Origin of the sequence: Streptomyces albiflavescens (assembly GCF_014645835.1) — a bacterium.
Taxonomy (GTDB): domain Bacteria; phylum Actinomycetota; class Actinomycetes; order Streptomycetales; family Streptomycetaceae; genus Streptomyces; species Streptomyces albiflavescens.
The window spans coordinates 1-14,407 of record NZ_BMMM01000033.1; the positions used below are offsets into that span (position 1 = coordinate 1).

Here is a 14,407-nt window from a genome sequence, read left to right on the forward strand (position 1 = left end):
ACGATCTTGGACGCCCTGTCTGCGTTGCCGGACACACCGTCAGCATTCGGAATGACTCGTCTAGGGGGCGAGGGTAGTCAGGTCGATCCTGTCGGCCATCGCCTTCATGCCCGCGTCGTTGAAGTGGAGGTGGTCGCCGGGGTCGTAGGCGGGGAGGATGCGGTGCGGGTGGGACGGGTCGCGGACGGTGGCGTCGAAGTCCGCGACCGCGTCGAAGAGACCGCGTGTGCGGATGACGGCGTTCACCGACTGCCGTACCGCCTCACGGGCCGCGGTGTACGCGGCGTGACCCCCGTACGGGGTGAGCGTGGCGCCGATGACGCGGATGCCGCGGGCGTGTGCGCGGCGCACGATGCGCCGGTACGCATCCTCGATGGCTCCGGGGTCCGTCTGCTCGGGGGTGCCCTTGATGTCGTTGATGCCCTCCATCACGATCATCGCGCGTACGCCGGCGCGGGAGAACACATCGGCGTCCAGGCGTGACAGGGCCCTGGGGCCGCGGCCGTCGAGCAGGACGCGGTTCCCGGCGATCCCGGCGTTCAGGACGCCGAGGCGACGGTACGGCGGGAGGGCGCGCAGACGGTCGGCGAGCCGGTCGGGCCAGCGGTGGTTGGCGCTGAACGTCGAGCCGGTGCCGTCGGTGATGGAGTCTCCGAGCGTGACCACGCTGCCCACCACGGCCGAGCCGAGCACGTCGACACCGGTCACGTAGTACCAGTTCCTCAGGGTGGCGGTGTACGCGGCGCCGCTCTCCTCGGCGGTGCGGTTGCCCTTGCGGGCGAGGAAGTTGGCCTGGAGGGCGGAGCGGTGATAGGTCGCCGGGCCCGAGTCGGCGGGGGTGTGGAGCGAGATCAGGAGGTTGGCGTCGGCAGGGACCTGGAGAGCGACGGGGTCACTGACCAGGTCTCTGCCCACCCGGATCGTCACCGATCGTGCGCCGGCGAAAGTGACCGTACGTATCGAACCAGGGACGGCCCACGGGCTTCCGGGCGCGCCCCGCCGCTGCAACGCCAGGGTCACGGCGTCGAGTTGCAGCGGGAGCCTGCCGAGGCGGTTGGAGAGGCGGACGCGGGCGGCGTGGCCGCCGACGCTGGTGTGCACCACGTTGCGGATCGAGGCGCCGGGCAGCGCGCGGGCGGTGCCGGAGGCGGCGGCTTCCCAGGTGCCGGTCCAGGTCTGGCTCGGCGTGGAGGCGGCCCGGCCGGGCACGGACTCGGCGAGCGCGGTCGGCGGGGTGAGAACCAGGGAGGTCACCAGGGCGGCCAGGAGGTGCCGGTCCTTGATCGCACGAGTCATGGGGGCATGGTTTCCCTGGCCGTCGCCACCCTCAACTCACTGTCACCCCAATGGACGCACCCGTACGACGTCCCCGTACTCCCCTGGACCTAGGACCTGCATCCGATGCGTTCGCGGCGCGGGAGTGTTTGGCTGCCGTCATGACCGCATTCAGCGAGGCCGAACGCACGTACCTGACAACGCAGCGGCTGGGACGGCTGGCCACCGTCGACCCCCATGGGCAGCCGCAGGCGAACCCCGTCGGCTTCTTCCCGCAGGAGGACGGGACGATCCTGATCGGCGGCTACTCGATGGGCACCACGAAGAAGTGGCGCAACCTGCAGAAGAACCCGAAGGTCGCCCTCGTCGTCGACGACATCGTCAGCTTCTCGCCGTGGAAGGTCAGAGGCGTCGACATCCGAGGAGAAGCCGAACTCGTCACCGGTCCACATGAGTTGGGTCCGCACTTCAGCGAGGAGCTGATCCGCATCCACCCGAAGCGGATCCACAGCTGGGGGCTGGAAGACTGAGCGGCCTTGTGGATGAGGGTCTTGAAGATGTGCCACGATCCTGGCCGGTTGAAGATGTGCCACAGGCCGGCCCTGTTGAAGATCGCGGAGCACCAGGTCCCTTGAGGATCGGGGCGGATCAGGCGCGCTGGACGTCCAGGCAGGTCAGGCCGGTTGGAGGTCTCGGCGGGTGAGACCCGTTGCAGGACTCGGCGGATGAGACCCGTTGGAGGTCGGGACGATCAGTGCCGTTGAAGATCACATGACGCCGCGGTCTTGGTAGGGTCGCGAGCCATGACCGCCACGGAACCCACCATCCTTGCCACTTCGGGTGGTCACCGCGTCGGAGACCGCACCAGGGTCACCTTCGACGCCCTCGTCCACCATGCCGTGGACCTGGCGGGGGTCCAGGGGCGCCGCCCGCGCGTCATGTACGTCGGGACGGCGATCGGCGACGCCGAGCACTTCTCCAGCCGCATGGGCGAGGCGGCCCGTGTGGCGGGCTTCGACCTGACCCCCCTCCACCTCTTCCCCATGCCGAACCTCAAGGACATCGAGGGATCGGTGCTCGAACAGGACGTCGTGTGGGTCATGGGCGGTTCGGCGGCGAACCTGCTCGCGGTGTGGCGCGTCCACGGACTCGACGCGATCTTCCGGCGCGCTTGGGAAGCCGGGGTCGTGCTCAGCGGGGTGAGCGCCGGTTCGATCTGCTGGTTCCGGGGCGGCACCACGGACTCCTTCGGGCCCGAACTGCGCCCGCTCACCAACGGGCTCGGGTTCCTGCCGTACGGCAACGGCGTCCACTACGACAGCGACCAGGGCCGCCGCCCGCTGGTCCACCGGCTGGTCGCCGACGGCACACTGCCCGTCACCCACTGCACGGACGACGGCGTGGGACTGGTGTACCGGGGCACCGAACTCGTCGAGGCGGTCACGGAGATACCGGGCAAGGGCGCGTACGTGGTCAGGCGCGAGGGGGACTCGGCGGTCGAGGAGCGGCTGGCGCCACGTCTGCTGCCGTCGCCGCAGGACTAGTGGCGTCGCGACGGGGCAAACGTTGCCTGCCGCGGCACTAGTTCAGGCTGTCCGCGCCCAACTCGGTCTCGACCCTGAGGTGTTGCACGGCGTAGGAACGCCAAGGACGCCAGGTGTCCGGAACGTCCTCGTCGGGCGGGGCCACGTCGGGGTCACCGAGGGCGCGCGTACGGATGACGGCGACGGTCTGTTCGTCCAGACCCGGCAGCGCGAGCAGCGCCTCCCGCGCGTCGTCGCGGTCGGCGCCCGCGTCCAGCCGCAGGGTGCCGTCGGCGAGAGCGGCGGTCAGGGCACCGAGGGTGCCGTCCGGCTCGGCCTCCGCGAGGACGGCCGGTTCCGGGAACACATGGGTGAGCGTGCCGCACGGAGCGTCCAGCACCTTCCCGTACCGCCCGACCAACCGCTCGGCCTCCGCCTTCCCCACCAGCGCGCGCACCGCCAGCTCGTCGGGGTCGGCGGCGCCCGGCGAACGCAGGCCCGGGTGCGCGGCGACCAGCGGTCCGAGCCGCGCGTCGGCTCCCAGCCGCGCGTCGACGGCGTACGGATCGGCGTCGAGGTCGAACAGCCTGCGCAGCCGCTGGACGGCGGTGGTGAGATCACGGAGATCGGTGAGCTGGAGACAGGCGTCGAGCCAGCCGCCGGGGTGGGCGCCGTCGCCGGAAGCGCGGCGGCCGTGGTTCCCGCCCGGCCGCTCGTCGACCGCGACGATGCCCGTGCCGTACGGGAGCCGGAGTGTGCGGCGGTACGTGCGGCGGCCGCGGGTGCCGCTGACGTCCTCGATCCCGGCGATCGCCTCGCCGGCGAGGAGGTCGAAGACGGCGGTGGACTGATAGGGCCCCCGATGGGCGAGGCGGACGGGGATCCCGGCGGTGGGTGTGGCCGCGCGCCGGGCGGCGGAGGCGGTGCGCGGGGCGGCGGCACGCAGCTCGCTCGGCGTCGAGGCGTACACCGCGCGGATCGTGTCGTTGAACTGGCGCACGCTCGCGAACCCGGCCGCGAACGCGATCTGCGTGATCGGGAGGTCGGTGGTCTGGAGCAGTACCCGCGCGGTGTGGGCGCGCTGGGCGCGGGCCAGTGCGACGGGGCCCGCGCCGACCTCCGCGGTGAGCTGCCGCTGCACCTGGCGGGCGCTGTACCCGAGGCGCACCGCGAGGCCTCCGACGCCCTCGCGGTCGACCACCCCGTCGCCGATCAGGCGCATGGCACGGCCTACCACGTCGGCCCGTACGTTCCACTCCGCGGACCCCGGCACGGCGTCCGGCCGGCACCTGCGGCACGCCCGGAACCCCGAACTCTGGGCCGCGGCGGCCGTCGCGTAGAACCGCACGTTCTGCCGCTTGGGCGTCACCGCGGGGCAGCTGGGCCGGCAATAGATCCCCGTCGTCTCGACAGCGAAGAAGAACTCCCCGTCGAACCGGGCATCCCGACTCCGCACCGCCTCGTACCTGGTGTCCTCATACCTGGCCTCTTCGCCGATCACCCTTCCAGTGTGCGGGCCGACGGTCGCCACGGCTGGCGGAAATCGGACATGGAGTTGGGTTTTCTCGCCCCCGCCCCTGCCCATTCCCGTACCTGGGGGCTGCGGCCCCAGACCCCCGCCAAAAGACTGCGCAGTTCCCCGCGCCCCTTTTCAGGGGCGCGGGGAACTGCGCGAACGGGGTCTGGGGCGGAGCCCCAGGGTCGGGACGGGCAGGGGCGGAGGGGGCGAACCAAACCCGCCCCAGCCCAGGCCTACTGCAGGCGTCCCCGCTTGGCCTCCATGGCGGCCCGCCCCTCCGCCCCCTTCCGCTTCCAGTCCCGTCGGATCTCCGCCCGCAGCCGCGCGTCCGTCTTGGCGACGATCCGCTGGTTCTCGCGCAGCAGCTTGCGATAGCTGTCGAGACGGCGTTCGGGAAGTTCACCGGAGTCCACGGCGGCGAGCACGGCGCAGCCGGGCTCGGCGGCATGCGCACAGTCGTGGAAGCGACATTGCGCGGCCAGTTCCTCGATCTCGGCGAAGACCTGCCCGACACCGGTCTCGGCGTCCCAGAGACCGACGCCCCGCAGTCCCGGGGTGTCGATGAGGACGCCCCCGCCCGGCAGGGCGAGGAGATTGCGGGTCGTCGTGGTGTGCCGGCCCTTGCCGTCCATGTCCCGCGTGGCCTGCACCTCCATGACGTCCTCGCCGAGCAGCGCGTTCGCGAGGGTCGACTTCCCCGCTCCGGACTGTCCGAGGAGGACCGAGGTACCGCCGGCGAGGACGGCCTCCAGGACATCGAGTCCCGCACCCGTCGTGGAGCTGACCGTCAGCACCGGCACACCCGGGGCCGTCGTCTCGACGTCCTGGACGAGATACCCCAGCGTCACCGCGTCCGGCACGAGGTCGGCCTTGGTGAGGACGACCACGGGTTGTGCGCCGGACTCCCAGGAGAGTGCCGACTTATGCAGCAGTGCATCACCACTAGAGCTGGACATCGCAAGTGCGAGGAACCGCTCGATCCGCCCGAGGTCCAGTTCGACCGCGAGGGACACACAGATGACGACGTAATCGATGTTAGTGGCCAGCACCTGGCCCTCGGAACGCTTCGACGAGGTCGACCGCACGAAGGCCGTGCGCCGAGGCAGCAACGTCCTCACATACCGCGGATCGTCACCTTCGGGATCGACGGCGACCCAGTCACCCGTACACACGACCTTCATCGGGTCACGGGGCACAACGAACTCGGTATCGGCACGGATGACGCCTGCCGGAGTGACGACATCGCACAGACCACGGTCGACCCGTACGACACGACCGGGCAGGAGCCCCTGCTCGGCGTAGGGAGCGAACTCGGCGTCCCAGCCCTCGTCCCAGCCGTACGGGGCGAGAGGGTGCGACGGAACCGAGGAAACAGAGAAATTCAAGGGAAACCCTTCACAAGGGCGGCCCCGGCGTCGCGCTCACAAGCGCGAACAGAGGGAAGTGGTCAGCCGGACACCGCGGAGGTGGAGTGAACGAACGTCTGGTTGCGGGCAGCGCCCATCACAGAGACAGCCATCGGTCACACCTCCCGTTCCCCACACGACTGACCGCGGCAGCCGATGGCCACCGCGAGGAGCAGGCCTCACCCTAGCGGGGCACATACTGCGGCACCACCGAATTTCCCCCGTCGTTCCTTGCTCCAGGCTGTTGGCCAGGCGCCCATCGAGGAGCCACGGTGACGTCTGCGCTCGCCCTCGCCGTCGCGGACATGCAGGACCGCCCGGATAAGGGCGCCCGGAGACTGGTGCCACCCAACTCCGCACCCACCCGCCGATGTTGCACCATCCGTGATCGGCGAATCTGCGGTAGGGAGCCGGCTGGGCCTCTTCCGGTGAACGACGGGCTCGGCTCCCCATGCGCCACCAGCCTTCCTGGAGGTTGAGCCGGTAGGCGCCACCGGCCATGAAGCCGTGGTGGATGCGCGAGTGGTCCTCCAGCCAGGCCCATGGTGCACCGCTGTGACCGGCCCGGCTACGGCCTGGAAACAGCGGAGACATGTGTCAGAGTGGAGGGGCCAGAGCGCCGTCAGTGGACGGAGGAGACAGGAGAGGGCGGCCTGTCATGTCCCTATATTTCGATCCCCACAGTTCGTCCAAGGCCCACTCCGCCTCCGTCGACCGGCGGAGCGAGGAGTACGCAGACCTGTTTGGGCAGGCCCCAGTGATCTTCGCTGCGCTCAGTGGCCCGAGACACCTGCTGGAGGCGGCGAACTCGGCATTCTTCGAGACCGTCGGGTGCGACCGCGGGCACGTCGGCGAGCCGGTCGGAGACGTTATTCCGGAATTGGTTCCGCAGGGCGTCCTCGACCGGCTCGATGCCGTCTACCGCACCGGCGTCGCGTACCGGTCCCGGGACGGGCGGCTCCTGCTGGGCGGGCCGGGCAGGCAGCGGGAGGGGTTCTTCGACTTCACCTACGAGCCCCGCCGAGACGCGGTCGGCCGGATCGACGGGGTCGTGGTGATCGCGGTCGAGACCACCGCGTACCACGACGCACATCTCCTGGCCGCCGAGCAGCGCGTGCTGCTGGAGCAGATCGCACGCGACGCCCCCCTCGACGAGACCCTCACCGGCATGGCCACAGCGATCGAGGAGCTCTCCCCGGACATGATCGTCTCGGTACTGCTCATCGATCCCGACGGACAACGCCTGCGGCACGGCACCGCCCCGCACCTGCCCGACTTCTACAACGAGGCGATCGATGGGACACCCATCGGCGAAGGCGTCGGCTCGTGCGGCACGGCCGCCTTCCGGCTCGAACCGGTAATCGTCACGGACATCGCCACCGATCCCCTGTGGAAGGACTACCGCGACCTAGCGCTGCGGGCCGGGGTCGCGGCATGCTGGTCCACGCCGATCCAGAACGCGGACGGCCGGCTGCTGGGCACCTTCGCGATGTACCACCGCACCCCCAAGGCTCCCGAGGACAAGGATGTGGCACTCAGCGCCGCGTTCGCCCGCATAGTCGCGCTGGCCATCGAACGCCACTCCGCGGTGGAGGCGAGGCACGCCGCCCAGGAGCGCGAGAAGGCAGCCCGTGAGGATCTGGCCTTCCTGTTGGAAGCCAGCACCGCCATCACGAGCGAGACACACTATTCCGACAGCCTGCAGCGCATGGCCAGGCTGACCGTTCCGACCCTCGCGCCGCTGTGTGCCGTCCACGTGGTCGAGCGCGGCCAGACCCACCGCATCGCCATCGCCGCCTCGACCCGGGAGGGGGAACAGCTCCTCTCCTCCCCCGCACTGCGCGACGAGGTGGACGCCGCCGTGGCCCGGGCGCTGGCCTCCGGCACCACCGAGACCGCCCGCACGGGCAGCCCCTGCGCGCAGCTCGGCGTCACGGGCTCCGTGTGCATGCCGCTGGCCACCCGGGGCCGCACCTTCGGCGCGCTGACTCTCCTGGCCACCGACCTGCCCCTGGACGGCCACACGATCGCCCTGGCCCAGGAGCTCGCCCGCCGGGCCGCTTCGAGTGCCGACAACGCCCACCAATTCACCGACCGCGTCCGGCTGGCCCACGATCTGCAGGCAGGTCTGCTGCCTCCCGAGTTGCCCAGGATTCCCGGCGCCACCTTGGCCGCCTCGTACCATCCGGCCGGTGAAGGACTGGACGTCGGCGGCGACTTCTACGACGTATTCCCGCTGTCCGCCGACCGCTGGGCGTTCATGATCGGCGATGTGTCCGGACGCGGCGCGCTGGCAGCCACCACCACCGGAATGGTCCGCCACACCGCACGCGCCGCCGCCCGCCTGCTGAACGACCCGGCGGCGGTGGTCGCCGCCATCAACGACGCGTTGACGGCAAGCGCCGCCGATGAGGACCAGTTCGTTTCGCTCGCTTACGGCGAGCTGCGGCATGCCGCGTCCCACCTCGCGCTCAACCTGATTCGAGCAGGCCACGTACCGCCCCTCGTGCGGCGCGCCGACGGCACGCTCGAAGAACTCGCCCAACCGGGCCTGCTGTTGGGCATCCGTCCCGACCCCGGCTTCTGCCCGTGCGGCATCAACCTGCACCCCGGCGACAGCCTGGTCCTGGTCACCGACGGCATTACCGAGGCTCGTTCCGCCGACGGCGAATTCTTCGGCGAGGACCGCTTGGCCGACGCGCTCGTCACCGTCCGGACCACGACGCCCACCGCCGCCATCCTCATCGAGTCCATCACCGCCGCAGTCACCACGTTCGCAGGCAATGCCACTCTCGACGACCAGGCCGCACTGGTGGTCACCGCCACCTGATGGCCACGATGGCGCAGCAGCCATTCCCGCCACCTTCGCGCTCAGGTGAGCGATCAAGTTCGAGTCCGGTCTCGGACCGGAAGGCCAGATCTGCTTCCGGACGACGAACGCTGGTCAAGTCCGCGCCGTCCAGACGGGCGGCTTCCAGGCTTGCCCGCGTCAGGTCCGCCCCGGTCAGGTCCGCGTCAGTCAGATCCGCTTCCCGTAAGTCGGCCTCGTAGAGGTCGCTGCTTCGCAGATCTGCGTTCATCAGGAGGGTAGATTTCAGCACGGCCGAGTTGAGCCCAGTGTTGGACAGCTTCGCCTTGGTCATGTTTGCGCCATTGAGAACCGCCCTGCCCAGATTCGCCTCGGCCAGGTTGGCACCCGTCAGATTCCCCTGTCTCAGCGAGGCGAGGCGGAGGTCCGCACCGGACAGATCTGCGCCCTCCAAGTTGCAGTTGGGCAGATCCGCTTCGCCGAGGTTTGCTTCAGCCAGATCGACTCCTCGGAGATCGGCGTTTGCCAGATGGATGCCTCTGAGGTTGATGGTGCTGTCACCGTCTTGGGAGGGGTCGCGATGACCGAGCGCGGAGAGTGCTGCCTGAACGTCGGGGGCCTTCTCAGCCGACAGTTTCTTGGTGGCGTGCGTGCGGATGTACCCGGATAACGCATCGATCACCGCGGGCTGCTGCCGTGGAGCGTCCTCCATGATGCCTTGCAGGGAAAAGATGGCACCTCTGCGTATGTTCGCGGAACTGTCGCTGAGCCTCTCCAATGCCTTGTCGTACCGATCCGCGATCTGTCCCTGCTTCGAAATTGCCAGTTCTTCGGACACTTGGGTCACGGATACCCAGGTGAAAACCAACGCGGCGACTGCCGCCAGCCCGGGGAGCATCGCCGCGACGAGGCCCACCCTGTCGCCCGATCCCCCCGCTCCCGCAGGCAGACTGACCGCTCCTCGGTCGATTCCAGGGCCGACGTGGGCCCCGGTTCGCTGCGGTGCTCCGCGGCGGTGTCCTGGGCGACGTGCTCCTAGCGGAGCTCGGGGGCGTTGCGCGGTTCGTTGTCGCACCCGTGCTCTGCGCTCTGCGATCCGCCGAAGCTGACGGCCTCGTGCCCCTGCACGCGGTATGCCTCTGATCATGGTGCTATTGGAACCGATGGTGACCGGTGGGCGTAAGTGTGACGGCGGGTTCAGCGGGCCAGGCTGTTGAGGGGCGGGCAATGCGGCAACGGAGATGATCGGCCAGGTCCACGGGCGTCCTGCATCCGGCCGCCCATCGCCCTGAGGGTGTCGGCGCGCATGACCCCGTCGGCGGTGACCATGTCGCAACCAGTGGTGGCGGACGACCGCACCGGCTCAACCGACGTTCGTACAACTCCCGCCGTTCAGCGTGAAACTCCCCGGCACCGAGTTCCCGTCCTGCCAGGAGGCGAGGAAACCGACCGCGAAACCGCCCCCCGCGGTGACGGACTTGTTGTAGTCGGCAGCGGTGGCGGTCACCTGGGAGCCGTGCTGGGCGAAGGTGCCGTCCCACATCTGGGTGACGCGTTGGCCGTCGCGGAAGGTCCAGGCGATCTGCCAGGTGTCGAGGGCCTTGGCGGAGGTGACGGTGACGGTGGCCTGGAAGCCGTCCGGCCATTCGCTGTCGATCTGGTACTTCACCTTGCACGACGACGATGCGCTCTTCGTGGGGTGCGGGGACGTGTGCGGCGTCTCGGCGGGGGACGTGGACGTGCCCTGGGGTTCGGGATCGGGGTTCGTCTCGGAGTCGGTCGTCGGGTCCGACGGTTGGGGGGAGACGAGCGAGCCCGCGGGGCGCGTGGTGGCCGAGGGCGACGAGACGCCCGGGTCCGCCACGGGCTGCCGGTCCGCCGAGTCGCCGCGCGCGGAGACGCCCTCGCCCTTGGAACCGTCGAACGGCATCAGCGAGACCGTAAGCGCCAGCGCCGACACGATGACGGCCGCGACCAGGACCCCGGTCCGGCCGATCCGGGGCCCGGCCACCTTGCCCTCGGCGAGGCCCGTGTCCACGGCCGCGTCCGTACGCCCGCCCGCAAGCCCCGCCTCGGCGGCCCGGCGTCGGCGCTCCAGATAGGCGAGGCCGCCCCAGCCGATCACTCCGCCCGCGAGCGCCGCGGGCAGCCCGCCGCCGTGCAGCCGCAGACAGGCGGCCGCCTCGGCGCAGTCGACGCACCGGGCGATATGCCGGGAGAGGTCCTCGGGTGTCTCTGCTTCGGGCGAGCGGGTGACCGCGTCGAGGAGCCGGGCGTAGCTGCGGCAGTTGGCGTCCATGGGCGTGTCGAGGTGGTTGCGATGGCACCGGTCCCTGAACAGCGCCCGCACCTGGGCGAGTTCCTCGGCCGCGGCCGCCGGGTCGAGGCCGAGCCGCCGGGCCACCGCGGGCAGCGGCAGCGACTCGACCTCGGCGAGCCACAGCAGTGCCGCGTCCGGTTCCTGCATGTCCCTGAGGCCGCGCAGCGCGAGCGGGCGGTGCAGCGGCGGCCCGGTGTAGCGGCCGGCCTTCTCGGAGTTGAGCCACAGCCGCAGGTCGGGGTCGAGTCGGTGGCCCTGCCCGTGCGCCTCCCATGCGGCGGCCGTGGTCCGAACCGCCGTCAGCAGCAAGGGAATCCGGGGCAGCCGCGGCGCTCGACGGCCGGTACTCTTCGTTCCCGAACCGACGGCGCGCGCCTCGCGGATGCCGTGGGTGAACGCTTCGGTGGCCAGCTGGGTGGCCGCGGCGGAACCGGACGTGCACAGATCGGCGTACGACAGGACCGCGTCCCAGCACTCCGAGAACAGCGCCGCCTCGGCGGCGTCCTGGGGGGTCGGCAGGTCAGGCATGGGGGACTCCTGCATCCGCTGCTTCCATGTGCAAAGTCATGCAAGGCCCAACTCGGATACGGGAATGGGGAGTTGGGGCCCGTCTCACGGTGGGGCCCGAGCCTTTCACGGTTTCCGCACAACTGACAAGCGACGTATTCAAATGTTGGGGCAGGCGTTCGCATCGCACCCGGTGGTGGTGCGAAGCAACCGAACCCGCCCCGTCCCCCTACCGGTCCCTCCCGGCCCTGCCGCTCGATGGCCACGACCCGGCCGCCCGGCTCCGGGCGTCCCCAGTGTGGTACGGAAGGAAGGCCGGAAAGTATCGATCCCCAACGACTTTCACCGGACCTTCGACGCCCAGGACGGCCGCGGCGATCACCGCACAGACGCAGCCCCGCCGGCCACCCGGAGGGCGGCCGGCGGGGCCGGCGGGACAGAGGGGCTGGCGAGGCCGGCGGGACAGAGGGGCTGGCGGGACTGGCCGAAACCTCTCGAGCAGGGGGTACCCGGGTACGCCCACCGCCCTGCGCCGTCTCCGGCGACGCGGAACGGATTACACCTGGGACGGCTCCTGTGCGGGAAGGCTGTCCATAAAGGAGCTGACGGAGAAGACCGCGTTCCCCGGTCCGGGCGGGCCGTATCCGGGCGGGGAGGAGAGGCCGAAGTCCTCCATCGTGGAGCGGTACGCCTCCAGGAGGCGGATGTGGTACTCCAGCGGCGCGCCCTGCGGGTTGGCCTTGCCGAGCGGAGTCGTCGGCTCCGGGCACCACGTGGTGAAGCGGGGCGTGATGCCGTGCGACATGAAGAAGCGCAGCCCCTCGGTCGTCGAGGCGATGGCCTCGTCGACGGTGGTGAAGCCGAAAGGCTCGGCCATCTCCACGCCCGCCACGAAGTTGGGGATGACATTGCGCGCGCCGAAGATCTCCGCCGAGTCGAGGATCCGCTTGTGCCACTCGTCGCGGCCGACGTAGCGCTCCTTGCCCGGGCAGTACAGCTCGAAGAGGCGCCGGTCCCACACTTCGTAGTTGGGGTGGTAGATCTGCACCCCGTAGTCCTTGAAGCGCTGGACGTCGTCGCGCGGCAGCGCCTGGGCGACGACCTTGCCGATCCACCGCCCGGGGAAGCGCTCCTCGATGGCCTTGGCGTAGTGCCCGTAGAAGTCGGCCTCGTCGCGTCCGGCGACCGTCTTGGTGATCGCGCCGCCGGTGAGCGTGTAGGCGGTGGACGCCTTGGCGGTGTCGTACCGATCGATGATCTCGAGCGCTTCCAGGACTTCTTCGACGTCCTTCACACCGGTGTACGGCCGGCCCGCCGCCTTGTGCTGGCGCCAGTTGTGGTTGATGTCGCAGTACTGGCACTCCTCCTTGGCGCCGAAGTACTGGCAGACGCGGAAGACGGTGAGGTAGATGAGATACCCCCACTGGATCGTCGGGGCCACCTCCATCACGGACTTCCCGTTGGAAAGCGTGTGCCGGTAGTACTCGGGCATCGGGGGCACCCCGACGTCTGAGATCCGTTTCCCGTCGAGATAGAGCCCGAGCACGCCGTCCTCGTCGGCAGCGACGCGATACGGCGAGGACGGGTTGACGCGTACGGACACCACGGTCCGCCGCAGGTCGTACGGGCCACCCGTGAGGATGATCTCCTCGGGCGGGCGCCGCAGCGCGGCCTCGCCCAGCTCGGGAAGGGTGCCGTGGTCGAAGGAGAAGATGAAGTAGGACTTCGGCTTGACCTCACCGCTCTCATTGTCACTCAGGGCGGAGGCGTCGAAGGCCACACCCCCACGGAGCAGGTCCTCTTTGAAGACCGCTTCCCGCGGCACGTGCGGGAACCGCTCCATCAGATCCTCGACCAGTGTGGTGCGGCTGCCCATCCCGTTCTCCTCGCTCCCGACCTGCTTCGTCTGACGTGCTCCACTCCTCACGGTATGCCCCCGCTCGGACATCAGCCGTGCCGGGTCCCCTCGCGCCGCGCGATGTGCGCCGGAGGGACCCTGTCCGGCGGCGGCTGAGGGTTCCCCTGGACGAAGTCTGGGGGACGTCGACTCGGGGCGCGCCCCAGGTCGAGGTCAGCGGCAGGCGAGGGCCACGGAGAACCCTGTTGCTCCGCCCGAACGCCACTGACAGAGTCGAGGCCATGCCCACCTTCTCCGCGCACGACGGGACCGAGCTGGCGTACCACGTGGTCGGCGACGGCCCTCCGGTGATCTGCCTTCCGGGCGGACCGATGCAGGACTCGGGGTACATCGAGGATCTCGGTGGCCTCTCCGCGCACCGGCAGCTGATCATGCTGGACCTTCGGGGAACCGGCCGGTCGGCGACACCGGAGGACCCCGCCTCCTACCGCTGCGACCGACTCGTCGATGACGTGGAGGCCCTGCGCGAGCACCTGGGCCTCGACCGGATGCACCTGCTCGCGCACTCCGCCGGTACGAATCTGGCCGTGCTGTACGCGGCGCGCCATCCGGAACGTGTCGGCGGGCTCGCGCTGATCACACCGAGCGTGTACGCCGTCGGCATCACGATCACGGCGGACGTCCGGCGCGCGACGGCACTGCTCCGCCGGGACGAGCCGTGGTTCCCGGCGGCCTTCGCGGCCTTGGAAGCGATCGTCGCCGGCGAGGCGACGGCCGACTCCTTCCAGGCCGTCGCCCCGTTCTGGTACGGCCGCTGGGACGAGACGGCTCGCGCGCATCGGGCAGCGGAGGACGGGCACAAGAACATGGAGGCCGCGGCTGTCTACGGCTCCGAGGGCGCCTTCGCCCCGGAGACCACCCGTGCCGCGCTCGCCCGTTTCGTGTCACCGGTCCTCGTACTGGCCGGAGAGGTCGACCTGAATTCTCCTCCCAGCGCCGTGGCCGAACTCGCCGAGCTGTTCCCGCACTTCGAACTGGTCATTCAGCCCGGGGCCGGACACTTCCCGTGGCTGGACGACGCCGACGGTTTCGTGGCGGCCGTCGCGGCATCGTCTTTCAGTCCGTCCGGCGTCTGAGGACAAACCCGTCAAGGCCGTCAAGGCCGTCAAGGCCGATCGGAGGTTTGGGGG

10 protein-coding genes are annotated in these 14,407 nt (G+C 70.1%); 4 read left to right on the forward strand and 6 right to left on the reverse strand.

Annotated elements, in window-relative coordinates; all coding sequences use genetic code 11:
• Positions 1-60: 60 nt before the first annotated feature.
• Positions 61-1,296: an SGNH/GDSL hydrolase family protein gene (locus IEY95_RS47025; protein ID WP_189192480.1), complete on the reverse strand. Its 1,236-nt coding sequence runs from the start codon at positions 1,294-1,296 to the stop codon at positions 61-63.
• Between the two features lie 140 nt (positions 1,297-1,436).
• Between IEY95_RS47025 and IEY95_RS47030 the strand changes: the two genes are divergently transcribed.
• A complete protein-coding gene (locus tag IEY95_RS47030) occupies positions 1,437-1,805 on the forward strand; it encodes a PPOX class F420-dependent oxidoreductase (RefSeq protein ID WP_189192481.1) in 369 nt (122 codons plus the stop codon).
• A 273-nt stretch (positions 1,806-2,078) separates the two neighbouring features.
• Positions 2,079-2,819, forward strand: a complete 741-nt coding sequence (locus IEY95_RS47035) for a Type 1 glutamine amidotransferase-like domain-containing protein (RefSeq protein WP_189192482.1) — start codon at positions 2,079-2,081, stop codon at positions 2,817-2,819.
• A 37-nt stretch (positions 2,820-2,856) separates the two neighbouring features.
• On the opposite strand, the gene IEY95_RS47040 is transcribed toward IEY95_RS47035, so the two are convergent.
• Positions 2,857-4,299: a DNA-3-methyladenine glycosylase 2 family protein gene (locus IEY95_RS47040; protein WP_229703840.1), complete on the reverse strand. Its 1,443-nt coding sequence runs from the start codon at positions 4,297-4,299 to the stop codon at positions 2,857-2,859.
• 251 nt (positions 4,300-4,550) lie between these two features.
• Entirely contained in the window at positions 4,551-5,702 is a 1,152-nt protein-coding gene (gene rsgA, locus IEY95_RS47045) for a ribosome small subunit-dependent GTPase A (RefSeq protein ID WP_189192484.1), read from the reverse strand.
• A 679-nt stretch (positions 5,703-6,381) separates the two neighbouring features.
• On the opposite strand from rsgA, the gene IEY95_RS47050 reads away from it, so the two are divergent.
• Positions 6,382-8,553 (forward strand): SpoIIE family protein phosphatase, encoded by a 2,172-nt coding sequence (locus IEY95_RS47050; protein WP_189192485.1) that lies wholly within the window; start codon positions 6,382-6,384, stop codon positions 8,551-8,553.
• Here the strand turns inward: IEY95_RS47050 and IEY95_RS47055 are convergent.
• The 3 genes from IEY95_RS47055 to IEY95_RS47065 all read right to left on the reverse strand — a co-directional run bounded on the left by IEY95_RS47055 (position 8,540) and on the right by IEY95_RS47065 (position 13,235).
• Entirely contained in the window at positions 8,540-9,448 is a 909-nt protein-coding gene (locus IEY95_RS47055; RefSeq protein ID WP_189192486.1) for a pentapeptide repeat-containing protein, read from the reverse strand. The genes IEY95_RS47050 and IEY95_RS47055 overlap by 14 nt on opposite strands.
• A 447-nt stretch (positions 9,449-9,895) precedes the next feature.
• The gene (locus IEY95_RS47060; protein WP_189192487.1) at positions 9,896-11,380 is read right to left on the reverse strand and encodes a cellulose-binding domain-containing protein; all 1,485 of its coding nucleotides are present in this window, start codon (positions 11,378-11,380) and stop codon (positions 9,896-9,898) included.
• Positions 11,381-11,915: 535 nt separating this feature from the next.
• Positions 11,916-13,235 (reverse strand): radical SAM protein, encoded by a 1,320-nt coding sequence (locus IEY95_RS47065; protein WP_189192488.1) that lies wholly within the window; start codon positions 13,233-13,235, stop codon positions 11,916-11,918.
• A gap of 263 nt (positions 13,236-13,498) precedes the next feature.
• On the opposite strand from IEY95_RS47065, the gene IEY95_RS47070 reads away from it, so the two are divergent.
• Positions 13,499-14,353: an alpha/beta fold hydrolase gene (locus tag IEY95_RS47070; RefSeq protein ID WP_189192489.1), complete on the forward strand. Its 855-nt coding sequence runs from the start codon at positions 13,499-13,501 to the stop codon at positions 14,351-14,353.
• The last annotated feature ends 54 nt before the right edge of the window (positions 14,354-14,407 follow it).

Excerpts from the sequence above, each read along its gene's own strand:
- IEY95_RS47025 (WP_189192480.1), bottom strand. The coding sequence starts at position 1,296 with ATGACTCGTGCGATCAAGGACCGGCACCTCCTGGCCGCCCTGGTGACC.
- IEY95_RS47030 (WP_189192481.1), top strand. The coding sequence starts at position 1,437 with ATGACCGCATTCAGCGAGGCCGAACGCACGTACCTGACAACGCAGCGG.
- IEY95_RS47035 (WP_189192482.1), top strand. The coding sequence starts at position 2,079 with ATGACCGCCACGGAACCCACCATCCTTGCCACTTCGGGTGGTCACCGC.
- IEY95_RS47050 (WP_189192485.1), top strand. The coding sequence starts at position 6,382 with ATGTCCCTATATTTCGATCCCCACAGTTCGTCCAAGGCCCACTCCGCC.
- IEY95_RS47060 (WP_189192487.1), bottom strand. The coding sequence starts at position 11,380 with ATGCCTGACCTGCCGACCCCCCAGGACGCCGCCGAGGCGGCGCTGTTC.
- IEY95_RS47065 (WP_189192488.1), bottom strand. The coding sequence starts at position 13,235 with ATGGGCAGCCGCACCACACTGGTCGAGGATCTGATGGAGCGGTTCCCG.
- IEY95_RS47070 (WP_189192489.1), top strand. The coding sequence starts at position 13,499 with ATGCCCACCTTCTCCGCGCACGACGGGACCGAGCTGGCGTACCACGTG.